Raw genomic sequence first — 22,589 nt, 5'->3', positions numbered from 1 at the left:
CCGGTGTCCTCCGTCAGCTCAGTTCCGTCTTCTTGATCTTCCCGGTGCTCGTCTTCGGCAGTTGAGGGACGAGCTGGATGTAGCGGGGCACGGCGTAGGGCTCCAGGGCGCGCAGGCACTCGCGCTGGAGCTCCTTCTCGGTGAGCGTGGCGCCCTGCTCGAGCACCACGAACGCCTTCACGGCCTGGCCGAGCGTCGGGTCCGGCACGCCGATGACGGCGGACTCCTTCACGCCGGGGATGTTCATCAGCGTGGACTCGACTTCCTTGGGCGCCACCTTCTCGCCGCGGGACTTGATGATGTCGTCCATGCGCCCGACGAAGTAGACGTAGCCCTCCTCGTCCATGCGGCAGAGATCTCCCGTGTAGAGGACGGACTCGCCCGGGAGCGGGCCGGGCTTGAGGCGCTCGGCGGTGGCGGCGGGCTTCTCCCAGTAGCCGCGCATCACCGTGGCGCCTCGCACGACGAGCTGGCCGATCTGGCCCGGCTCCACCCGCTGGCCGTGCTCATCCACCACCCACACCTCGGTGTTGGGGATGGGGATCCCCACGCTGGTGGGCTTGCGCTCCAGATCCTCGGGCGGCAGGTACGTGCAGCGCTTGCACTCGGTGAGCCCGTACATGGAATAGATGCGGCTGTGGGGGAAGAGCTCCTTCAGCATGCGGATGTGCTTGAGCGAGAGCGCCGCGGCGGTGTTCGTCACGAAGCGCAGCCGGGAGAAGTCCTGACCCCACAGGCCCTTCATCTCCGCGAGGATGGAGAAGATCGTGGGCACGCCGGGGAACCCCGTCACCCCTTCCTGCACGAGCTTCGTGAGCACCCGGGCGGGGAAGGCGAAGGAGCGCTCGAGCACCAGCCGTGCTCCCACGCGCGTGGTGAGGATGAGCTGATAGAGGCCGTAGTCGAACGCGAGCGGCAGCACGTTCATCACCACGTCGTCCTCGACCATCCCCAGGTAGGTGGAGATGGAGGTGGCGGCGGTGAGCATGTTGCGGTGGGTGAGCATCACCCCCTTGGGCTCGCCGGTGCTGCCCGAGGTGTAGATGATGGCGGCCAGATCCATGTCGATGCACTGGCGTGGGAGTGGGACGGCGGAGATCTCGCCGGAGAGCGCATCCTCCCAGGACGTCAGCGGCGCGGAGCCGTCCACCAATGGCGGGGGCAGGGTGCCGGCGATGATGGCGGCGCGCAGGTGGCGCGTCCGAGCCATGGCGGGGAGGAACTCGGAGGAGAGGCGTGCCTCGGAGATGAGCGCGGCGGCGCGGCAGTCGTTGAGGTAGTAGGTCAGCTTGTCCGCACGCGTCTGCGGGTTGACCATCACCACCACCGCGTTGGCCTTCAGCACCGCCCAGAAGGAGATCACGGCCTCGACGGTGTTCTCCGCGAAGACGATGACGCGGTCTCCGCGCGTCACTCCTCGGCGCACGAGCGCATGGGCCAGGGCATTGGAGCGCAGCTCGAGCTCGGCGTAGGTGAGGCGGCGATCGCCGCACACCAGAGCCAGTTTGCCCGGTAGGCGCCGCGCGGAGTGGCTGAGGTAGTCATGGAGGAGGGGGATGGCTTCGGTCATGGGATTGCTCTCATCGATGGGGTCAGGAGGTCCGTCAGCGAGTCGGGGCGGGCGGTGGCGCTCCAGTCGGGAGCGCGGCGCACCAGTTGGAAGTGGAGGAGCTGGGTGGAGAGCACGCCCACCAGGGCCATGTTGTCCGCGTTGGACAGGGGGGCTCGGTCTCCCTGGGCCAGACACTTGCGCCAGAGCTGCTCCACCGCGCGTGGCTCGAACAGCCCGCTGTCCGCGAGCGAGTGCTCGGAGAGCAGCTCTTCCACCCATCCCCTCGCCACAGGCTCCAAGAAGCAGCTGGCGTCCGGGGCGCGGTAGGGCTGCTTCTTTCGCTCCAGGATCGCGGGCGGCAGCCAGGCTCGGCCCGCGCGCTTGAGCACGTGCTTCTCGTCCAGGCCGCGCAGCTTGAAGTAGGGCGGCAGCGCCGCGGCCAGCGCGACCACGCTGGCATCCAGGAAGGGGAAGCGCCCCTCCACCGAGTGGGCCATGAGCACCCGATCGCCTTGCGCGGACAGCAGGTAGCCGGACAGCAGGGTGCGCATCTCCAGGTACTGGTCCTGCGCGAGGTGCTCCCAGCGCTCGAAGGCCGCGGGCAGGGAGCTCCGCAGGCGATCGATGGCGTTCACTCCCTGCAAGGCCTCCCGAGTCCCGGGGCTGAAGAGGCGCTTGAGGGCCGAGGTCGTGTTCCAGCGCGGCTCGTGAGAGAACCCTGGCGAGCGCCAGCCCGCGAGGTTGCGCCCGAAGAAGCGCTGCGCCATGGCGCGCTCGTTCACCGGAGAGCGAGCCAGGTACGGATAGAGCCGCGACAGCAGCAGGGGCCGCAGCGTGGAGTGGGGCTGCCGCGCCCAGAAGCGGCGCACCTTCGCCTCGCGGAAGAGATCGTAGCCGGCGAAGACCTCGTCAGCGCCCTCGCCGGTGAGGACCACCTTGAGCCCCGAGTCCCTTACCAGCTGAGACAGCAGGTACAGGGGGACGGGCGCGGTGCGCAGCAGGGGGCGCTCGGTGTGAGTGATGACCTGCGGGAAGGCCTGGGCGATGTCCGCTCGCGAGACGAGCAGCTCCCGGTGCTCGCTGCCGATTCGCTGCGCCACCAGGCGCTGGTACTCCGTCTCATCGAACTCCGCGTCGGCGAAGCGCAGCGAGAACGTGTAGAAGGGCCCAGGCACCATCTGGCGGCCCATCGCCGCCACCAGCGAGCTGTCCAGGCCTCCCGACAGGTAGCTGCCCACGGGCACATCCGCGCGTGTCACCTGCAATCGCACCGCGTTGCGCAGGGCCTGACCCACGGCCTCCGCGGCCTCGGTGAGCGAGCCCGGGAACGGCTCCACCTCGGGCGGGAAGCGAGGCCGCCAGTAGCAATGATCCCGCACCCCGCTGGCGCTGTAGATGCGCGTGTGGCCCGGCTCCAGCTCGGTGATGCCGCGGAACACGGTCTGCGGCGCGACGGTGCTCCAGAAGGTGAACGTCTCGTCCAGGCCCACGGGATCCAGCTCGCGCCGCAGGGAGGGCTCTGCCGCGAAGAGGGCCTTCACCTCGCTGGCGAGGTACAGCCGCCCTCGGTGGACACAGAGGTAGAGGGGCCGGATGCCCAGCGGATCCCGCGAGACCACGAGCCTCCGCTCGCGCGAGTCCCACAGCGCCACGGCCCACTGTCCCTCGAAGCGCTCGAAGGCCGAGGGCCCCCAGCGCTCGTAGGCCTGCAGCACCACCTCGGTGTCGCAGCGCGTCCGGAAGGTGTGGCCCTGCTTCTCCAGCTCTCCGCGCAGCTCCACGTGGTTGAAGATCTCACCGTTGAAGACGAGCCACACCGTGCCCTCGGGGTTGCCCAGGGGCTGTTGCCCACCCGCCGGATCCACGATGGCCAGCCGCGTGTGCGCCAGGCCGGTACGCTCATCGCGGAAGAGGCCGGACGCATCGGGCCCCCGGTGCCGCAACGCCGCCGCCATCCGGCCGAGCTGCTCGACTGTCGGTGGAGGCAGCCCCTCCTCGAGTGAGAACACTCCCGCGATGCCGCACATGCTCAGCCCTCCTGCCGTGGCTGGACGAGCAGGGGCGGCGCGTGCAGGTAACGGGTGGCGCGGCGCTTGGCCTCGATGTCCCGGTACACCGCGGACACCTGCTTCACCGTCAGGTCGAGCGCATTCGCGACCTTCTCCTCCGGCAAGCCGTGGTCATGCGCGAAGAGGCACAGATCCATCTGCGAGTACGGCAGCGAGAAGAAGAACTCCTCCTGGGTCTGCGGCAGCGAGAAGGTGTCCGTGGTGGGCGGGCGGCTGCGCACCTCCTCGGGCAGGACCAGGTACTCGGCCAGCGCGTACACCTGGCTCTTGTAGAGGTGCGCGATGGGCTTGATGTCCGCCGCCCCATCCCCCTGCTTCACGAAGAAGCCCTGGTCGTACTCCAGCCGGTTGGGAGTGCCCGCGACGGCGCGGTGCAGGCGATCCGCGTGGTAGTACTCCATCATCTTGCGGAGGCGCTGCTTGAAGTTGGTGGCCGCCACCAGCTGGAGGTAGGCGCTCGCGGGCAGCCGGCGGGTCTGCTGCGCGCCGTCCGGTCCCTGCACGGTGAGCTGGAAGACGTTGAGGCGCTCCCCCTCGAGGACGGGCGGCAGGGACAGCTTGCAGCGCCACCCCTCGTCGTACTCGGGGAAGACCTGGCGGATGGCCTCCTGCTGGCGCTGATAGCAGCCCACGCCGTGGAGGGCCGCGGTGATGTCCTCCACCAGCGACTCCACACCCAGCCTGTCCGCCACCAGGCGTCCCAGGCGGAGCGCGTCCTCCGAGCTGTCCCGCTCGGGCATGAACAGCGCGAGCACTTTGTCGCGCCCGAGCGCGCGGACGCACAGCGCCGCCACCACCGCGCTGTCCACGCCTCCGGACAGCCCCACCACGACTCCGCGCCGGCGCAGCGTGCCGAGCACCTGGGTCCGGATGGATTGAGAGATCTGCTCCACGACCGCGGGAGCGTTGATGGCAAGCATCTGGGGAGACAGCATGGGGGTGTCCTTTCTCAGGTCGTGGGGGAATCCGGAGGGGAGGGCTCGCCGGCGGGCCACTCCAGCGTGACGGACTCCGGGGGGGGCACGGGCGGGGGCTTGGGGGCCGGTGCTTCTTGCTCGGAGAGCAGTGGTGCGCCGATGTCGAACAGGCCTGGATCCTCATCCGTCCGGAGCTCGTTGCGCCCGGACACGGATGCGCCGGGCGGCCTGGAGCGCTGGGGCCGGGGCCTCGGGGCGCGATCACGATCCGCCACCGCGACGGGCAGCCCCGTCTCCCGCTCGTAGTCCCCGGCGGGATCCGACAAGGTCCGCACCACCCGGGCCGGGATGCCGAAGACCACCGTGCCCGCGGGCACGTCGCGCACCACCACCGAGTTGGCGCCCACCACCGCGAAGTCACCGATCCGGACCGGGCCCAGGATCCGCGCCCCCGTGCCGATGCGCACGTAGTCCCCGAGGACCGGTGCTCCCTCCTTGCCGCCCATGCCTCCGAGGGAGACGAAATGCGAGATCAAACAGTGCCGGCCGATGCGCGCTCGGGGATGGATGAAGACCCCGATGCCGCTGTACCCGAGCACCGTGTGCTCGCCGATCTCCGCCTCGTCGGGGAGATATGCGCTGTAGAGCAGGGTCCCCAGCTTGCGCACGATTCGCGAAGCCAAGGGCACGCGCCATTGCGCCAGCCTTCGTCCCAGGCTCCACAGTGATAATGCATCCATGTCTGAGACCCCCCAGCGACCTGCGCAAGGTAGGGAACATGTGCCTCGATAAAAACAGCCCTGAGGGAGGCATGTTTGGTTCGAGGGCTCACAAAGCCAGCCCTGGCGCGAGGTGGAGGTAGGGAACGCGTCACCGTGAGCCGTCGTGTTTTGTGCACCGGCAGTGCGGCTCTTGGCGCTGCGTATCTTCTGGACGACGACGCGAGAATTCTCCGCGCGGGCCCCAATTCCGGTCGCGCCACTCGTGTTCATCCATGTCAGCCCAGGACTACGGGCGGGGGCTGTCATGGTTGGAATGGGTCGCGCGCGGAAGGGCTCCTCTCTTTGTTCGGGGACCGCGGTGGTGCTGTTGGCGTGGGTGGGCGTGCTTGGGGGCAGGGCGGCGTGGGCGCAGGCTGGCGGTGAGGAGGGGCCCTCGGACGGGGTGCTCTCCGAGGAGCAGCTCGAGCAACTGCTCGACGTTCCCACCGCGCAACCTTCCACGGGCGAACTCAACGGGGCGACGTTCGGGCTGGAGCAGCTCGCGCCCTACTTCGCGGAAGGAAACCTCGCCAAGGCGCGGGCCGAGTACGAGCGGTTTCGCTATCGCCGCACGCGGGCGCTGCTCGAGGCTGAAGAGGCCACGCTCCCGGTCCGCTTCCTGAAGGCCCAGAGCGCGTTCAACATGGAGGATTACGCCACCGCGGCCGACGAGTTCGCCGCGCTGGCGGAGGACTATGGGCCCCTGCGTGATCACTGTCTGCTGCGCGCGGCCCAGGCCAACGAGGAGCTGCGCAAGCTGGAGCTGGCGGCCACCCAGTACCGGGCCGTCAGCGCGGACTCCACGCTCTATCCCGAGGCGCGGTTCAGCCTGGCCCGGGTGCTCGAGCGGCGGCGTGACATCAACGGAGCGCTGAGCGCGCTCTCGGAGCTCATCGAGAGCCGCAAGGCGCGCGGGCCGGACTCCATCCGCATGCAGGCCCTGATGGCGACGTGCGATCTGGCGCGCAAGCAGGGCCAGTACAACGCGGAGCACCGGGCGCTGCTGGAGGTGTGGGCCACCAGCCCCCTGTCTCGCGAGGCGGAGCAGGCTCAGAAGCGGCTGCGGGGCTTGTCGCTGCCCCTGAAGTGGAAGGTGCGCCGGGCGGAGGCGCTCCTGGAGATCCACCACAACTACTCGGCGATGGCGCTGCTCGACGGGGTGCTCCCCCATGTGGCGCTGCCTGACCCGCTGGCCTGCAACGCGCGCCTCATCTACGGCGAGGCCCTGCGGAAGGAGCGCCAGCATCGCAAGGCCATCCAGGTGCTCACGCCCGTGGTGCAGCAGTGCAACCTGCCGGAGGTGCGGCCCCAGGCGCTCTTCCTGCTGGGCTACTCGCAGTCGGTGATGGATCCGGACGCCGCCATCGCCACCTACGACACGCTGGCGCGCGACTATCCGGAGCACGGCTACGCGGATGACGCGCTCTTCTTCGAGGCGTGGTTCCTCCAGCGCCGGGGACAGCCGGACACCGCCCTGGCCCGCTATGAGGAGCTGGCTCAGCGCTACCCCGGCGGCAACTTCGCGTCCGAGGCGCTGTTCCGGGCGTTCTGGCTCCACCAGCGCCGCGGCGAGAAGGAGGCGGCGCTGGCCTCGCTGCAAGCCGTGGAGAAGCTCCCGCCCGCCGCGCGGACGGACGAGGCGCTCTGGCGCGCCCGGTACTGGTATGCGCGCGTGATGGAGAGCCAGAACCAGGTGGAGACCGCGCTCGCTACCTATGAGCGCATCGCCACCGAGCGCCCTGCCATCTGGTACGGGATGCTGGCTCGCTCGCGCCTCGCGCTGCTGGCTCCGGGGCGGCTGGTCCGCGCGTCGCCCGCCGTCCCCGAGACCACGCTGGCTTCCAGCGTGGAGCCCGCCTCGGAGCCCGGCGCGGATCCCAGCGTGGTCTGGCCGCTGCCGCTCGGGCGGCTCGCGAAGGACTCGCACTTCGCGGCGGGCGTGGAGCTCATCCGGCTGGGGATGCCCGGCGCCGTGGATGAGCTGCTCGCGGTGGATCAGCGAGCGCTCCCGGAGGGGCCGGCGCGCTTGCTCTACCAGGTGCTCCAGCACACCGGGCGGGGCTGGGCGGCGCGCAAGGTGGCTCGCTCCACGCTGGGGGACGCGATGAGTGGTCCGCTGAGCCCCGTGTCCCGGCCCATCTGGGAGGCCACGTGGCCGCTCGCGTATCGCTCGCTCATCGAGCGCCAGGCCAAGGCCAACCGCCTGGATCCGGATCTGCTCCAGGGCCTGATCTGGCAGGAGAGCCGCTTCAACCCCCGGGCCCGCTCTTCCTCGGGGGCGCTCGGGCTCACCCAGCTCATGCCGGATACGGCGCAGGAGGTGGCGGCCTCGCTCAAGATTCCCAAGGTGGGGGAGCAGGCGCTGCTGGATCCGGCCCAGAACGTCCGCCTGGGCGCCGCCTACCTCCGTCAGCTCCTCAAGCACTTCGGCGGGAATACCGCCTTCGCGGTGGCCGCCTACAACGCGGGGCCCGAGGCGGTGGAGCGCTGGCAGAAGGCCTTGCCGCAGGCGGACCTCGATGAGTGGGTCGAGCACATCTCCTTCGAGGAGACGCGCGATTACGTGAAGAAGGTGCTCGGGAGCTACAACGCCTACAAGCTGCTCTACACGACCCAGTCTCCGCTGCTGCAGATCAGCACCGCGAGCCCCGCCAAGGGCACCGGAGTGGCGGCGCGCGACTCAGAGGCCGGCGGCGTCTCCGCACCGGCCCAGAGGTGAACCCGGGACGGCGGGAACTCCAGTTGCTTCCGTGGGGTGCACGTCTGTACAGTGCCCGACCCCATGAAGCCTGAGAAGGAAGAGGCAGCTTTCGCGGGCGCTCGGCGCATCCCCTGGGCAGGGCCTCGCGGGCTCGATGCCGTGCTCCAAGGGTGGCGCGCTGACAAGCAGCTCTGGCCCTGCTTCGCGCTGGATGAGGTGACCCCGGCTCGGGAGGGCGTCTACGCCTCGCTTCCCGAGGACGTGGCACCCGCGGTGCGTGGAGCGCTCCAGCGCCGAGGCATCGAGCAGCTCTTCTCTCACCAGGCCGAGGCCTTCCAGCTGGCGCGCTCGGGGAAGAACCTGGTCATCGCCACGCCGACGGCCTCGGGCAAGAGCCTCTGCTACAACCTCCCGTTGCTGGAGCGCTTCGCTCGCGAGCCTCAGGCGCGGGCGCTCTACCTGTTTCCCACCAAGGCGCTCTCCCGCGACCAAGAGGAGTCCCTGCGCGTGCTGCTGCGCGAGGCGGGGCTGGAGCACGGCGCCATCACCTTCGATGGAGACACGCCGGCGGATGCGCGCCGGGCGGCCCGAGAGCGCAGCGGCGTGTTGCTCACCAACCCGGACATGCTGCACACGGGCATCCTCCCGCACCACGCGAACTGGGCGCGGCTCTTCTCCAACCTGCGCTACGTCGTCATCGACGAGCTGCACACGTACCGGGGCGTCTTCGGCTCGCACCTGGCCAACGTGCTGCGCCGGCTCCAGCGCGTGGCGCGGTTCCATGGCTCGTCGCCTGTCTTCATCTTCGCCTCGGCGACCATCGGCAACCCGAAGGCGCACGCCGAGCGGATGCTGGGCCGCGAGGTGGCGCTCGTGTCCGAGAGCGGTGCTCCCTCGGGCGAGCGCCGGATCATGGTCTACAACCCGCCCGTGGTGAACGCGGAGCTGGGCATCCGCGCCAGCTACCTCAAGAGCGCGGTGCGGCTGGTGGCGGATCTGGTGCGCTCCAACGTGTCCACGCTGCTGTTCGGCCAGTCGCGCAACTCGGTGGAGGTGATGCTCAAGTACCTCCGGGATCGGTTCGTCGAGGAGAAGCTGGACCCGGCGCTGATCCAGGGCTACCGCGGCGGCTACCTGCCGGGGACCCGCCGGGCCACCGAGGCCGCCCTGCGCGCGGGCGAGGTGCGCTGCGTGGTGGCCACCAACGCGCTGGAGCTGGGCATCGACATCGGTTCGCTGGACGCGGTGGTGTGCGCGGGCTACCCAGGCTCGGTGGCGGCGCTCATGCAGCGCTTCGGCCGGGCTGGGCGCCGAGGGGCGGGCAGCCTCGCGCTCCTCGTCACCTCGAGTGCGCCGCTGGATCAATACCTCGCGGCGGATCCGCGTCACCTGATTGGCGCTCCGGTGGAGCACGCGCGCATCGATCCGGACAACGTGGAGATCCTGGTCCAGCACCTCAAGTGCGCCGCCTTCGAGCTGCCCTTCGAGCAAGGGGACTCCTTCGGGGACGTGCCGGCCGAGGCCACCACGGACGCGCTCGGGTTCCTCACGCAGCACCAGGTGGTGCACCCGTCACCGGGCCCCGAGGGCAAACAGGTGTTCCACTGGTCGGCGGATGCGTACCCCGCCAACCACGTCTCCCTGCGCAGCGTGGGCTGGGACAACGTGGTCATCATCGAGCTGGGCACCGACCGGACGCTCGCGGAGATGGACTTCCGTTCGGCGCACACGATGCTGCACGAGCAGGCCATCTACCAGCACGAGGCCGAGCAGTATCAGGTCGAGCGCTTCGACTACGACAACCACAAGGCCTACGTGCGCAAGGTGGCGCCGGACTACTTCACCGACGCGATGACCTACGTCCGGGTGAACGTCATCCAGCGCGACCAGGAGGCGCCCATGGGCGCGGAGCTGCGCTCGGGGTTCGGCGAGGTGAGCGTCATCGAGAAGGTGGTGGGCTACAAGAAGATCAAGTTCCACACCCACGAGAACGTGGGCTACGGCGACGTGAACCTGCCCGAGATGCAGATGCACACCACGTCGCTCTGGCTCACCGTCCCGGAGACGGTGGTGCGCTCCATGAACGCGCCGCGGCCCGCGGTCATCGACGCTCTGCGTGGGCTCGCCAACGCGCTGCGGACCGTGGCCTGCGTGGGGCTGATGATCGATCCGCGCGATCTGGGCAAGACGCTTGGAAGCAAGGACGACGCTGATGGGCCTCCGCGCAAGGATGGGGCGGTAGGGTTCGATCCGACGATCTTCCTCTATGACAACGTGCCGGGCGGAGTCGGGCTGGCCGCGCGGCTCTTTGATCAGCGCCAGGAGTTGCTATGGCGGGCGCAGCGGCTCCTGGAGGCGTGCCCGTGTGAGGATGGTTGTCCCGCGTGCATTGGCCCCGCCGCGGGCTCACTGCCGGGAGGTGTGCGAGCAGAGCCCCATCCTCGCAAGGCGTTGGGTCTGGAGATTCTGTCGGCGCTCGGAGTGCGGACGCAGTAGGCGAGGTGCCTGGTGGATCTGAAGCGCAAGCTGGCACGGCTCTCCAGCGTCGGCCCCGGCAGCAAGCCGGCGGAGGCGCCGCCTGCGGCTCCCGAGCCGGAGCCTGCTCCTGCTGCGCCGGTGTCTGCCGGGCCTGAAGCGCCGAAGTCCCAGGATCCTCGCATCGCGGCGCTGAAGCGGATGCTCAGCGACTGGTCCGAGCGGCAGGACTCCTCTACGGGGCGTCGGAGGGCGACGGTCACGCCGCCTCCGGGCCCGCTCCCGGCCGAGCCACGGATGACGGCTCATGGGCTGGTCCACATCGCCGAGCGCGTGCTGCCGCCGGAGCATCTCCATGGCTCGGCTCCGCTGGTGGGCGCCTGGGACGTGGAGGCTCCGCTGGTGGCGAGCCTCGCGCTGGACCCGAGACTTGCGGGCGTGGACTTCCGGCGAGTGCTCTACCTGGACACAGAGACGACGGGGCTGGCGGGGGGAACGGGCACCGTGCCCTTTCTCGTGGGTCTGGCGTGGTTCGAGGAGCGCTCGCTTCGAGTGCAGCAACTCTTCCTTCGCCGGCTGGGAGAGGAAGGCCCCATGCTCCGGATGCTGGCCGAGCGCATGGCGGAGTCCTCCTGTCTGGTGACCTTCAACGGGAAGAGCTTCGACTGGCCGCTGCTGCGCACGCGCTTCGTGCTCAACCGAGTACCCGTGCCCGCAGAGCTGCCACACCTGGATCTGCTGCACTGCTCGCGGCGGGTCTTCAAGCACCGCGGCTCTGGCACGCGCCTGGTGCAGCTGGAGGAGCACATCCTCGGGCACCGCCGAATCGGCGACGTGGATGGGGCGCTGATCCCGGACCTCTACTTCCGCTTCCTTCGCGGCGGGAGCAGCGCGGCCCTCACGCCGGTGCTGGAGCACAACGCGAACGATCTCCTGCTCCTGGCGGCGCTGCTGGGCGAGCTGGTGCGGCGCTTCCGTTCGAATCGCTCGGAGGAGGAGGACCCGCGAGATCTGCTGGGCTTCGCGGGCGTGGCCTTGCGAGCAGGCGACTACGAGCGGGCCCAGTCCTTCGCTCGGGCCGCCGCGAAGGGTGGGGGCACGGTGAGCGTTGAGGCGCTCACGCTGGCCTCCCGCCTGTCACGCCGTTCGGGAGACGCGAAGTCGGCGGTCTCGCTGCTGGAGCAGGCCCTCACCTCGGCCCGAGGGGCCCAGGCCGCGCCGCTCCACCTGGCGCTCTCCAAGCTGTACGAGCACTCGATCAAGGATGTGGCTCGGGCGCTGCACCACGCGCGGCTCACCACCACCGCCGAGCCCGCCGAGGATCAGCGCCACCGCATCTCGCGCCTGGAGCGCAAGCTCGCCCGAGGCGCCAGACAGCCCACGCGGGTCCCCGGCGCGCCGCTGCCTCGCGCGGGCCTATAGCTTGGCACGCTCCCAGCCGCGCACGTTCCAGGACTCGCGAAGCTGCGTGGGCAGACGGAAGGGCAGCCGCTCCGGTCCGCGGTTCACCCAGACGAGCCCCTCCAGGATCTTGCGGCCGATCAGCTCCACGAGCTTCACCGCTCGCGGCCCGTGCAGGTCCACCAGCTCATCCCCCACCCAGCCGAGCATCCGCAGCGGCCCGACGAGCACGCGCGTCCAGTCCGAGGGAGGCACGGCGAGCAGATCCGCGACGCCATCGCCCAGCAGGTGGCGGATGAGCGTGATGGACATGCCGTCGAAGAGGTTCCCGGGAGTGATGCGGTCCAGCAGCTCCACGAGGGCCTTCGTCAACGCATGCCCCTCGGGAGTGGCTCCGTAGTTGCGCTGCTGGATGAGCCCCTGCAGGCGAAGGCCGTCATCCAGCGCCTCCGGCAGCAAGCGCTCGTCGATGCCCATCACGAAGCCCACCACGCGCCACGCGTGGTAGTAGGCGCGGCGCTCGGCCTCCGAGAGCTCGCAGCCCATCTTCGCCAAGGCCTGGAGCACGACGGTGGAGAAGGTGAGCAGCGTGCCCGCGAGGTCCTCCTGGTTGATGGGCTGATTCCACGCGGGGTTCCACTTCCCGCTCTGCCGGATCAGGTGGCGCACGGCGGCGTGCATCAAGCGCACCTTCTGGGTTGATCTCAGCCCGCGGCCTCCCGGCGCCAGTCCTCCGGGAGACATGACGTCCACGATCAGCTGCGCCGTCTCGACGATCCGGCGGTGGGAGTCGGTCTCCAGCCGCGCCGTGAGATGGAGCACTTGGACGCCCTTCGCGGCGGCGTAGCAGGAGGGCAGGGACGCGCAGAAGAGCGCGGTGACGATGTGAGGCCCATAGCGCTCGAAGAGCTCCTCGCCTTGGCGGACGAGATCCGCGTCCATCCAGGTGGGCAGCTGGCCGCTGCGCTCGAAGTAGCTGCGCAGCGGCGGCGCGAGCAGCTCCACGGAGACGTTCTCGTTGACCACGAGCTGCTTCATCAGCGCGTTGGCCGCGGGGACCTTTCCCTCCTGGAACAGGGTGCGAACCGCCTCATCCGCCAGGGGGTCGCACTGCTCCCGCATGGCATCCAGGAAATCATTCGTCCAGCGCTGCTCCACCATGTCGCCCCCCAGGTCGGACATCCTTCGAAAGAAGAGGGATGCTCGATTAGTGTGGCACACGCCCGGGAGTGCGTGACAGAGGGGAGAAGGTGCCAATGCCTACCGTGAGTTTTCTCCCGAGCGTTCTGGCGCTCGTGGTGTACGCCAGCGCGCTCCTGTTCGCACATCGCCGGCTGGGATCGATCGGGAGCTTGTGGGCGTGGCTGCTCATCGCGAGCGCACTCGGCGAGGGCGCGGGCTATGCGCTCGCGTGGGTGGGCAGAGCGTTGGGCAAGAGCTGGGGAGACACGGGGATCTTCGACATTGACCTTCGCGGGTTGCTCGAGGGGCTCGTGGGCGGCTTCATCGGATTCTGGTTTGTGCCGCTCGTTGTGCTCTTCGGCGCGATCCGCTCGAATGTCGGGCAGCGGTTGCGGTGGAGTGCGTTCCTGGAAGTCCTGATTCCCAGTGGGCTGCTGGCGGCTTCGACAGGGTGGGTGCTGTTGCAGCTGCAGTCGGTGACTGCGGGCCGCGCTGAGTCCGAAGGCATGGCGGTTTGGCTGTTCGTGGGCACTATGGTCAACGCGAGCGCGGCTCTGGCCGTCCTGGCGACTCTGGTGAAGCCGCCTCCGCCTGCCGCGGCCCAGCAGGCACCCTCGAGCGCCACGGCGCAGAAGGGGTGGGCCTTCGGGAGCCCGGCGTCGGCCCGGGTGATGGCGACATCGCACAACGCGGGCAAGCCCTCGCCCCAGGTGCAGAAGGAGATCGCCCGGCTCGGGGGCGTCTATCGGTGGGTGTCTCCGCTGAGGCCCAAGCTGCATGTGGGCCGGGAGATCCCGGAGCCGATTCGCAGCTTTCTGTATGACACCCAGTGGCCGGATGCTCGCTTCCGAGGCGCTCTGCCCACCTTCGAGGTGAACTGGCTTGAGTTCGGGCCCGTTCACGTGTCCGATGGCCCGGAGCTTGGAGCGGGCAGCCTGCCGGGGGGAAACGCCTGGTTGGTCATCCGGTTGGACTCGCCGGAGCCCACCGATCCGCTCGTCTTCTTCCGTGATGTGGAGCTCCGGCAGGAGTCGAAGTCCGTCCCACTCTCGACGCTGCTCGCGGCGCTGTCGCCGGATGAGCGCTACTCACCCGCGCGGAAGCCCTGAGGAGGTCTGAGCCCGGGCGACCCGCTCCGTCGCGCGGTGTGTGGGAGGCTGTGCCCTAAAGGGCGGCTGTGTCCGAAAGTGCATGGAGTCCACAGGGTGACGAGCAGGGAATTTCCAGCAAAGAAGGGACGTTCGGGGGCTCGCCGCGGATTAAGGTCCGGCCTGGTATCCGATGCGCAAATGGCTCGTCATAGGAGCTGCGTCTCTGCTGGTGGTCGGCGCGGCCGTGTTCTGGCTGCGGCCGGAGCCCGCGCACTCTGCCCGAGCCTCAGCGCCGGAGGCCCCCGCGGCGCGTGCGCTGCCTGAGTTCCAGGCGGTCGAGATCTCCTCCGGAGACGCCGAGGGGTTGGGGCTCACGGGCCGGGTGCTGGATGCGACCGGACACCCCATCGCCGGCGCGGAGGTGTTCCTCGCGGCGAGCGCGCAGAAGACGATCACCTCCGTGCGCTGCGAGGAGTGCGGCTTGCCGTTGCTCTCCTGCCCGGCGCGCGAGAGCGGCCTGCAGACGCTGGCCTTCTTCGAGCAGCAGCACGGCTTCCTGACTCCCCGGGCGACCGAGCATACGGACTCAGGGGGCCGGTTCCGTTTTCAGCACCTGGCGGGTGTGTCCTTCTCGGTGTGGGCGAAGGCGGCGGGCTACGGCGTGGCGATGCGGCAGCGCGCGGCTCCGGGCGAGCCGGTGGATCTGTACCTGCCCGCCCTTCGCAGCATCACCGGGCAGGTGGTGGATGACGCGGGGCAGCCGGTGGCGGCCGCGCATGTCTACGCGGTGTCCCGCCGTACGTCGCTGCCAGACACCGCGGTGGCGGGAGGGGAGGGCTTCTTCACGCTGAATGGGCTGGGCGAGGGGCCTTTCTACATCGTCGCCAGCGCGGAGGGCTTTCTGCCCGCGGTGGAGCCCCAGGTGGAGGCGGGCCCGCAGCCGGTGCGCTTGCAGCTGACGCCCGCGCGGACGCTGGAAGTGAAGGTGGTGCACAACGGCGCGCCCGTGGCGGCCACGGTGCGGCTGAAGGGAGATCACCTCGCGCGTGAGCTGCGCACGCAGGGCGAGCCGGCGCGCTTCACCGGGCTGTACCCGGACGAGGTGGTCATCTCCGCCGAGGCGGGGAGCCTGGGCTCGGCGCCGCGCATCCTCACCTTGGAGGACAAGCTCACCCAGGTGACGGTGGAGCTGGAGGAGGCGGGGCGGCTGCTCGTCACGGTGGTGGACGATGCGGGCCAGCCCGTGCCCCAGCCCGAGGTGACGCTGCGCACGTCCAAGGGCGAGGTGATCCGCAAGGTGAAGGCCTCCACGGGAGCGCTCGTGGAGTTCGGGCCGCTGGGCGTGGGCGACTACCTGCTGCTCGGGCAAGCCGAGGGCTTCAAGGACGTGGACATCCCCGCCCGAGTGAAGGCCGGCGAGACGTCGCTCGAGCTGGAGATGACGCGGGCGATCCTCATCTCCGGGCAGGTGATCGACGAGTACGGGCGGCCCGCGCCCAATGTCTCGGTGCTGATCCAGCCCACGGGCGACAACGTGATCGCGGACGTGGACGGGCGGTTCACGGCGCAGGTGCCCACGCCGGGCCTGTATGAGCTGCACGCGCACCACTCGGAGTGGGGCGGCGGCAAGGTGAAGGTGACGGCGCCCGCGTCCGGAGTGCGGCTGGAGCTGGAGCCGGCCGCGGCGATGGAAGTCACGGTGACGTCCGAGGGCCGCCGGGTCGAGGGCGCGGATGTCGTCCTCTGGGTGGATCAGCAGGGCATCTTCCGCAGCGATCGGCCCTCGGGGCCGGACGGCGTGGTGCCCATGCGAGGCCTGCCGGCGGGCTCCTACTGGATGGTGGCCTCGCACCCGGACTACCTGCCCTCGGAGCGCAAGCAGGTGCAGGTGGAAGACGGGCAGGTGGTGAAGGTCACCGCCGAGCTCAAGCCGGGAGCCTCACTCTCGGGAGACGTGGTGGATGATCAGGGCGCGCCCGTGGCCGGAGCCACCCTGGTGGTGATGCCTCGCGGCGCGGAGCCGGTGGCGAGCGATGGGCGCGGGCACTTCGAGATCCGCGCGCTGCGTCCGGATCGCACCTACCGCGTGGAGGCCCGGCACCCGGGCTACGATCAGGTGGACCACGCCGAGGGCAGCCCCGGAGGCCCGCCCGTGAAGGTCGTGCTCAAGCGGCGTCCGATGTTCCGGGGGCGCGTGGTGGGCGACGATGGGGCGCCCGTGAAGCGCTTCCGCCTGGACGAGCATGACGTGTCCTCTCCCGATGGGCGCTTCGAGGTGGCCCTGGCCGTGGCGGGAGATCGCATCATCGTCTCGGTGGACGCGCCGGGGTACGAGCCGCTGATGGTGGATCGGCCCGTGGCGCCGGATCTGGGAGATCTGGTGATGCAGCGGGCGCCGACGCTCACCGGGCTGGTGCATGACGAGAGCGGCAGTCCCGTGGCCGACGCGGTGGTGACGTGCGAGGTGTGTGACGAGTCCGTGCTCTCCGGGGCGGATGGACACTTCACGCTCTCCAGCCCGCCCTATGTGGCGCAGTTCTCGGTGTCCGCGCGCAAGGGCCGGCTGAGCGCGACGCAGTCCATCACCCGCGGGAACGAGGCACCGGTGGAGTTGACCTTGCGGCCCGCGACGCATGTGACGGGCTCGGTGTACCTGCCAAGCGGCCAGCCCGCGGCGGGCTTCCAACTCGAGGGCGTGAACTCCGATCGCGGAGATCCCGTCATCGTGGTGACGGGACCGGACGGCTCGTTCAGCACGGACCTGTCTCCGGGCAACTACCGCTTCATGCTGGGCGCGGACCGCGAGTTCGTCGGAGAGCCGGCGCTGCTGGTGCAGATCCAGGGCGCCGAGCAGCGGCTGAACATCGGGCCGGTGCCGGGCTCGGGGTCCATCAACGTGGTGCTCAAGCCCGAGCGAGGCAAGGCGCTCTGGGTGGTGGCGGGCGACATGTCCTCGGTGGGCAGTCCGCCCATGGAGCTGATGCACGCCAGCTACGGGCAGATGATCTACCAGCCGCGCTCCGAGCGGGTGACGCTGCAGGGGCTGCCGCCGGGGCACTACACGGTGGTGTGGGCGAACTTCCACTCGGAGACGCCGGACGGCGCGGTGGTGCGGACGGTGGATGTGCCGGGCTCGGGAGAAATCTCGCTCTTGAGGTGAAGAAGCGCTGTGAGGTTGCGAGCCCGCCCGCTCGCGCATAAGGAAGTCCCATGGACGCATCGGCACTGCAGGGCCGCCGGGTAGTCGTGGGAGTGGGCGGAGGCATCGCGGCGTACAAGGCGTGCGAGCTCGTGCGCGAGCTGGGGCGCGCCGGCGCCGAGGTGCGCGTGGCCATGACGGAGGCGGCCAAGGAGTTCGTCACGCCGCTGACCTTCCAGGCGCTCAGCGGGCACCCGGTGCTCACGAACTACTTCGATCCCAACCAGGAAGGCAACTTCGGGCACCTGGACCTGGCGCGCTGGGCGGAGCTGTACGTGGTGGCGCCCGCGACGGCGGATCTGCTCGCGCGGGTGCGAGTGGGGATGGCCGGGGACGCGGTGACGACCTCGCTGCTGGCGTTCCGCGGCCCCGTGCTGCTGGCCCCGGCGATGAACGTGGCCATGTGGGAGAACCGGCTGACGCAGGAGAACGTGACGGCGCTGGCCGCGGATCCGCGCTTCGCGTTCGTGGGGCCGGGAGCGGGGATGCTGGCCTGCGGCGACGTGGGCGCGGGGCGGTTGGCGGAGGTGCCGGCGATCGTGGCGGCGGCGGCGGCGCGGTTGGGCACTGGGCCGCTGGCGGGCCAGCGTGTGCTGATCACGGCCGGGCCCACGCGGGAGTTCCTGGATCCAGTGCGGTTCATCTCGAATCCCTCGACGGGGAAGATGGGGCTGGCGCTGGCGGAGGCGGCGCGGGCGCTCGGGGCGAAGGTGACGGTGGTGCTGGGGCCGGTGGGCGCGGTGGACCGGACGGGGCTCGAGGTGGTGGACGTGGTGAGCGCGGAGGACATGGCGCGCGAGGTGCTCTCGCGGGTGGAGTCCGTGGACCTGTTCATCGCCTCGGCGGCGGTGAGCGACTGGCGGCCGGAGACGCGAGCCCCGCAGAAGGTGAAGAAGGGCGAGAGCCCGGAGGTGCTGAAGCTGGTGCGCACGCCGGACGTGCTCGCGGAGGCCTCGCGCAAGGTGGCGGGAGCGCGGAAGCGGCCGCTGGTGGTGGGGTTCGCCGCGGAGACCGAGCGCGTGCTGGAGCACGCTCGGGAGAAGCTGGAGCGCAAGGGCCTGGATGCGATCGTGGCCAACGATGTGACGGCGCCGGGCGCGGGCTTCGGGACGGACACCAACCGGGTGACCGTGTTGATGCGCTCGGGTGTGCAGAAGGACCTGGACGGCACCAAGCGCGAGGTCGCCCAGGGCATCCTGGAGCTGCTCCTGAGCCTGGCTCCCGCGCCGGCCGGGCAGCAGGCGACCGGAGCGTGAAGTGACGTGGCACGTTGGAAACGAGCCCGCCTACCTATAGGATGGGTGCCGTTGACCGTGGCGCCGTGCTCGCCCGTGCGGTAAGCGTGCGGGAGCGGGCCCAGGCTGGCTCATTGAACCGGAGGCACTGCCTCCATTACCCATCGGGCTAACGTGAACGACCCGCGCGAATCCACCGAGGAGCTGGGTGAAGTCGTTGAGGACCTGCGTCGCCACCTGCTGTGGCAGGAGGAGACGGGAGGCCGAGTGCTGCTCGTGGACGCGGCGAAGCAGGCCGCCGAGCGCTCGGCTTCACTGAGAGCGATGATGCCTCCTCGGGGCGCGAAGTCTCCGCCAGCCGCGGAGGCTCCTGCCGCGCCTGCACCCACGGCGTCTGCCACACCGGACCCACGTCCCACACCTCGTCCGGAGTCCGCTCCCACCCGGTCCTCCGCTCCCCCGGCAGCTCCGAGCGCGGCCCCGGCTCCCCGGGCTCCGCCAGCCGAGACTCCCGCTCGCGCCCCGGCGGCCCGTCCCGCCGCGGAGGCAAGCAGCGAGAGGCTCATTGACGTGCCGCAGCAGGCTCCGCCGTACCCGGGACCGCTGCCGGGGGTGGTGGAGGGCGAGCGCCCCACGCTGGATCAGATCCGGCGCGAGCTGGGCGACTGCCGCCGCTGCAAGCTGTGCACGGGGCGCAAGAACATCGTCTTCGGAGTGGGCAACCCGCGCGCCGAGCTGGTCTTCGTGGGCGAGGGCCCGGGAGAGCAAGAGGATCTGCAGGGAGTGCCCTTCGTGGGTCCGGCGGGCGAGCTGCTGACGAAGATGATCCAGGCGATGGGCTTCAGCCGGGACCAGGTCTACATCTGCAACGTGGTGAAGTGCCGGCCGCCGGGCAACCGCAACCCGGAGCCGGACGAGATCGCCGCCTGCGAGCCGTTCCTGCGCGCGCAGTTGCTGGCGTTGCAGCCCAAGGTGATCGTGGCGCTGGGGAAATTCGCGGCGCAGACGTTGCTTCGGGACCCCACGCCCATTACACGGCTGAGGGGGAACTGGCGGGAGTACCAGGGGGTGAAGCTGATGCCCACCTTCCACCCCGCGTACCTGCTGCGAAGTCCCCAAGAGAAGAAGAAGGCGTGGGAAGATTTGCAGCAGGTGATGAAGATCTTCGGTAAGCAACCCGGCTCCCGCTCCTGAGCGGGGCCTTGAGGGGGATGCACGGATGAAGGGAGTGCTCGAGACGCGCGACTTGCAGGCACCCGCGCTGGAGTCGAACCCGCTGGCGGACGTGGCTCGCCGGCAGCTGAGGGTGTACCTGCCGCCCGGGTACGGCGAGGGCACGCAGCGCTACCCTGTCGTCTACTTCCTGCACTCCTTCTCCAACAGTGGGGCCTCGTGGACGAACGTCTCCGCGTTCGGCCTGAGCGCGCTGGACCGGCTGGACGCGATGATCGAGGCGGGGACCATTCCCCCCGTCATCGGCGTGTTCCCGGACGGGTGGACGGCGCTCGGGGGGAGCCAGTGGATCAACAGTGACGCGATCGGGCGCTACCGGGACTACGTGGCCAAGGACGTGGTGGGCTTCGTGGACCGCACGTACCGGACGCTGGCGAAGGCGGCCTCGCGAGCGGTGGTGGGGCACAGCTCGGGCGGCTACGGCGCGCTGGTGATGGGGCGCTACCACCCGGAGCTGTTCAGCCACCTGGGGAGCCACGCGGGGGACTGCTACTTCGAATACTGCTACATGCCGGACCTGCCCAAGGCGGCCAGCGCGCTGCTGAAGGCGGGCGGGGTGGAGGCCTGGTACCAGGACTTCAAGAAGCGCTCGCGGGAGACGAAGCCGCGCGGCGAGGACTTCACGGTGATCAACGTGCTGGCGATGGCGGCGGCGTACTCGCCGAAGAAGGGCGAGCCGCTGAACATCGAGCTCCCGTTCGATCCGCAGACGGCGCGGCTGAAGCTGGACGTGTGGAACCGGTGGCTGGTGCACGATCCGGTGCGCTTCGTGCCGAAGTTCCTGGATGCGTTCCGCAAGGTGAAGTCGGTGTTCCTGGACTGCGGCACGCGAGACGAGTTCAACCTGCGCTGGGGCACGCGCATGCTGGCCGAGGAGTTCAAGGCGAGCGGCGTGGAGCTGTGCCACGAGGAGTTCGAGGACTCGCACACGGGCGTGGCCTACCGCTTCGAGCGCTCGCTGGGGTTCCTGGTGCCGCGCATGGCGCGGGAGTAGGGCCTCCGAGCTGGGATGGACGCCATCCTCTTCAAGCGGAGGTTCGACACGGTCCGGCTGTGCGCCGAGCTGGAGGCCGCCGTGTCGGCGGCGAGCTGGATCGCCAAGCCCGAGAAGGGGAAGTACTTCAAGTGGTCGGCCATACCCCTGCACACGCTGCACGGGAGCATGAGCCCCGAGGCCGTGGACGTGCACGTCAGCGAGTGGCTGGCGGAGCAGTGCGCGCCAACGCTGGTGGGAGCTGCCTGTCCCTACGTGCGTGAGCTGCTCGAAGCGTTCGAGGCGCCCAAGCTCCGGGTGCGCTTCATGAAGCTCGAGGTGGGGGGCCACATTGGCAGGCACCGGGATCGGCTCTACGGATGGGAGCTGCCCATCCTCCGGCTGCACATTCCAGTCACCACGCACGCGGGCGTGGAGTTCCTGCTGGAGGATCGGCGCATCGACATGCGGCCGGGCGAGCTGTGGTACCTCAACACGAGCAAGGACCACGAGGTGTTCAACCATGGTCCGACGGAGCGGGTCCACCTGGTGATTGATGTCGTCAATGGCCCTGGGATTCGCCAGCAGCTCGGGCCCGAAACCTGGGAGCGGGGATCGTGAAGCGCTGGCCATCCATTGAGGGAGCAGGTAGAGCCAGCCAGCGGCGCGGGTGAGCGCGAGCCGCCTCACTGGCCGGGCCTTGAGGGAGACGGGAACATGAGCATCGATCTCTACGGATTGTCTCGGGTTGTCGGTGAGAAGGGCGTGCTGCCGCAACGGGCGCGCAAGCTGGACCCGTCGCTGCCGAGCCGCGAGGCGGAGCTACTCATCGACGTGGAGAGCCTCAACATCGACGCCGCCTCCTTCAAGCAAATCAAGGAAGAGGTGGGCGGAGCGCCCGAGCGCATCGCCGCGCGCATCCAGGAGATCGTCCGGGAGCGGGGCAAGATGCAGAACCCCGTCACGGGTTCGGGAGGCATGCTGCTGGGACGGGTGAAGGAGATCGGCCCGAAGCACCCGGCGCGCGAGACGTTGAAGCCGGGCGATCGCATCGCCACGTTGGTGAGCCTGTCGCTGACGCCGCTCGTGATCGAGGAGATCAAGGCGGTGCACCCGGAGATTGATCGGGTGGACATCCGGGGCCACGCCATCCTGTTCGCCTCGGGCATCTACGCGAAGCTGCCCTCGGACATGCCGGACACGCTGGCCCTGGCGGCGTTGGACGTATGCGGCGCTCCAGCGCTGGTGGCGCGCTACGTGAGGCCGGGGATGACAGTGGCGGTGCTGGGAGCGGGCAAGAGCGGAGCGCTCTGCCTGGCCCAAGCGCGGCGAGACCTGAAGGGGAAGGGGAAGGTCCTGGCGCTCGACATCTCCGAGAAGGCGCTGTCCGCGCTGTCCGGGATTGGCCTGTGCGATACGGCGCTGAAGGTGGATGCCACGCAGGCGGTGGACGTGATGGAGGCAGTGTCCCAGGCCACGGGTGGCGCGCTGTGCGATCTCGTCATCAATTGCGCCTCCGTGGGCAATACGGAGATGGCCTCGATCCTGTCCGTGAAGGACGGGGGCACGGTCATCTTCTTCTCCATGGCGACGAGCTTCACGGCGGCGGCGCTCGGAGCGGAGGGCGTGGGCAAGGACGTGACCATGCTGGTGGGCAACGGCTACGCGCCCGGCCACGCAGACCTCACGCTGGACCTGCTGCGCTCCGAGCCCGCCCTGCGCAAGCTGTTTGAGACGCGCTACGTCTGATGGTGCGAGGTTGTCTGGTGCGAGCCCAAGGCCCTGTGAACGCATCTCAGT

At 69.7% G+C, this 22,589-nt stretch carries 14 protein-coding genes and 2 pseudogenes; 11 read left to right on the top strand and 5 right to left on the bottom strand.

The features are described 5' to 3' along the window. Nucleotides 1-13: 13 nt before the first annotated feature. From ACJ8AT_RS16490 to ACJ8AT_RS16475, 4 genes are read right to left on the bottom strand one after another with little or no spacing between them, the layout of a single operon-like run. On the bottom strand, nt 14-1,570 hold the full coding sequence (locus ACJ8AT_RS16490) for a class I adenylate-forming enzyme family protein (RefSeq protein ID WP_407738693.1): 1,557 nt from the start codon (nt 1,568-1,570) through the stop codon (nt 14-16). Beyond that, nucleotides 1,567-3,579, bottom strand: coding sequence for an asparagine synthase (glutamine-hydrolyzing) (asnB, locus tag ACJ8AT_RS16485; RefSeq protein ID WP_407738692.1), 2,013 nt, complete (start codon nt 3,577-3,579; stop codon nt 1,567-1,569). The genes ACJ8AT_RS16490 and asnB overlap by 4 nt, the downstream gene beginning before the upstream one ends. 2 nt (nt 3,580-3,581) lie before the next feature. Continuing rightward, nucleotides 3,582-4,556, bottom strand: a complete 975-nt coding sequence (nadE, locus tag ACJ8AT_RS16480; protein WP_407738691.1) for an NAD(+) synthase — start codon at nt 4,554-4,556, stop codon at nt 3,582-3,584. A gap of 14 nt (nt 4,557-4,570) precedes the next feature. Next, complete coding sequence (locus tag ACJ8AT_RS16475; protein WP_407738690.1) at nt 4,571-5,221, bottom strand: serine O-acetyltransferase; 651 nt, start codon at nt 5,219-5,221, stop codon at nt 4,571-4,573. Between the two features lie 352 nt (nt 5,222-5,573). Between ACJ8AT_RS16475 and ACJ8AT_RS16470 the strand changes: the two genes are divergently transcribed. The 3 genes from ACJ8AT_RS16470 (at nt 5,574) to ACJ8AT_RS16460 (ending at nt 11,897) form a co-directional block, all read left to right on the top strand. Further along, on the top strand, nt 5,574-8,018 hold the full coding sequence (locus ACJ8AT_RS16470) for a transglycosylase SLT domain-containing protein (RefSeq protein ID WP_407738689.1): 2,445 nt from the start codon (nt 5,574-5,576) through the stop codon (nt 8,016-8,018). Between the two features lie 63 nt (nt 8,019-8,081). Then, nucleotides 8,082-10,496: a DEAD/DEAH box helicase gene (locus ACJ8AT_RS16465; protein WP_407738688.1), complete on the top strand. Its 2,415-nt coding sequence runs from the start codon at nt 8,082-8,084 to the stop codon at nt 10,494-10,496. 12 nt (nt 10,497-10,508) lie between these two features. Continuing rightward, nucleotides 10,509-11,897 carry a ribonuclease H-like domain-containing protein gene (locus ACJ8AT_RS16460; RefSeq protein WP_407738687.1) on the top strand — a complete coding sequence of 463 codons (1,389 nt, stop codon included), beginning with the start codon at nt 10,509-10,511 and terminating at the stop codon, nt 11,895-11,897. On the opposite strand, the gene ACJ8AT_RS16455 is transcribed toward ACJ8AT_RS16460, so the two are convergent. Continuing rightward, nucleotides 11,892-13,058, bottom strand: coding sequence for an oxygenase MpaB family protein (locus ACJ8AT_RS16455; protein ID WP_407738686.1), 1,167 nt, complete (start codon nt 13,056-13,058; stop codon nt 11,892-11,894). The genes ACJ8AT_RS16460 and ACJ8AT_RS16455 overlap by 6 nt on opposite strands. A gap of 74 nt (nt 13,059-13,132) precedes the next feature. Here ACJ8AT_RS16455 and ACJ8AT_RS16450 point away from each other — a divergent pair, with 74 nt between their 5' ends. The 8 genes and pseudogenes from ACJ8AT_RS16450 (at nt 13,133) to ACJ8AT_RS16415 (ending at nt 22,538) form a co-directional block, all read left to right on the top strand. Beyond that, the gene (locus ACJ8AT_RS16450) at nt 13,133-14,167 is read left to right on the top strand and encodes a hypothetical protein (protein WP_407738685.1); all 1,035 of its coding nucleotides are present in this window, start codon (nt 13,133-13,135) and stop codon (nt 14,165-14,167) included. Between the two features lie 172 nt (nt 14,168-14,339). Further along, a pseudogene (locus ACJ8AT_RS16445) lies at nt 14,340-16,262 on the top strand (carboxypeptidase regulatory-like domain-containing protein); the annotation flags it as partial. Then, nucleotides 16,231-16,305: pseudogene (locus ACJ8AT_RS16440) on the top strand (hypothetical protein); the annotation flags it as partial. The pseudogenes ACJ8AT_RS16445 and ACJ8AT_RS16440, both read left to right, overlap by 32 nt. A gap of 1,054 nt (nt 16,306-17,359) precedes the next feature. After that, entirely contained in the window at nt 17,360-18,604 is a 1,245-nt protein-coding gene (coaBC, locus tag ACJ8AT_RS16435) for a bifunctional phosphopantothenoylcysteine decarboxylase/phosphopantothenate--cysteine ligase CoaBC (protein ID WP_407738684.1), read from the top strand. Between the two features lie 153 nt (nt 18,605-18,757). After that, nucleotides 18,758-19,777, top strand: a complete 1,020-nt coding sequence (locus ACJ8AT_RS16430) for a uracil-DNA glycosylase family protein (RefSeq protein ID WP_407738683.1) — start codon at nt 18,758-18,760, stop codon at nt 19,775-19,777. Between the two features lie 25 nt (nt 19,778-19,802). Continuing rightward, nucleotides 19,803-20,810: an alpha/beta hydrolase gene (locus ACJ8AT_RS16425; RefSeq protein ID WP_407738682.1), complete on the top strand. Its 1,008-nt coding sequence runs from the start codon at nt 19,803-19,805 to the stop codon at nt 20,808-20,810. A 15-nt stretch (nt 20,811-20,825) separates the two neighbouring features. Continuing rightward, on the top strand, nt 20,826-21,410 hold the full coding sequence (locus ACJ8AT_RS16420) for an aspartyl/asparaginyl beta-hydroxylase domain-containing protein (RefSeq protein ID WP_407738681.1): 585 nt from the start codon (nt 20,826-20,828) through the stop codon (nt 21,408-21,410). 96 nt (nt 21,411-21,506) lie between these two features. Then, nucleotides 21,507-22,538: an L-erythro-3,5-diaminohexanoate dehydrogenase gene (locus tag ACJ8AT_RS16415; RefSeq protein ID WP_407738680.1), complete on the top strand. Its 1,032-nt coding sequence runs from the start codon at nt 21,507-21,509 to the stop codon at nt 22,536-22,538. The last annotated feature ends 51 nt before the right edge of the window (nt 22,539-22,589 follow it).

Source organism: Hyalangium sp., from assembly GCF_045802625.1.
Classification (GTDB): domain Bacteria; phylum Myxococcota; class Myxococcia; order Myxococcales; family Myxococcaceae; genus Hyalangium.
Note: the sequence above shows the minus strand (reverse complement) of the source record. Positions and strands in the feature narration are given on the sequence as shown.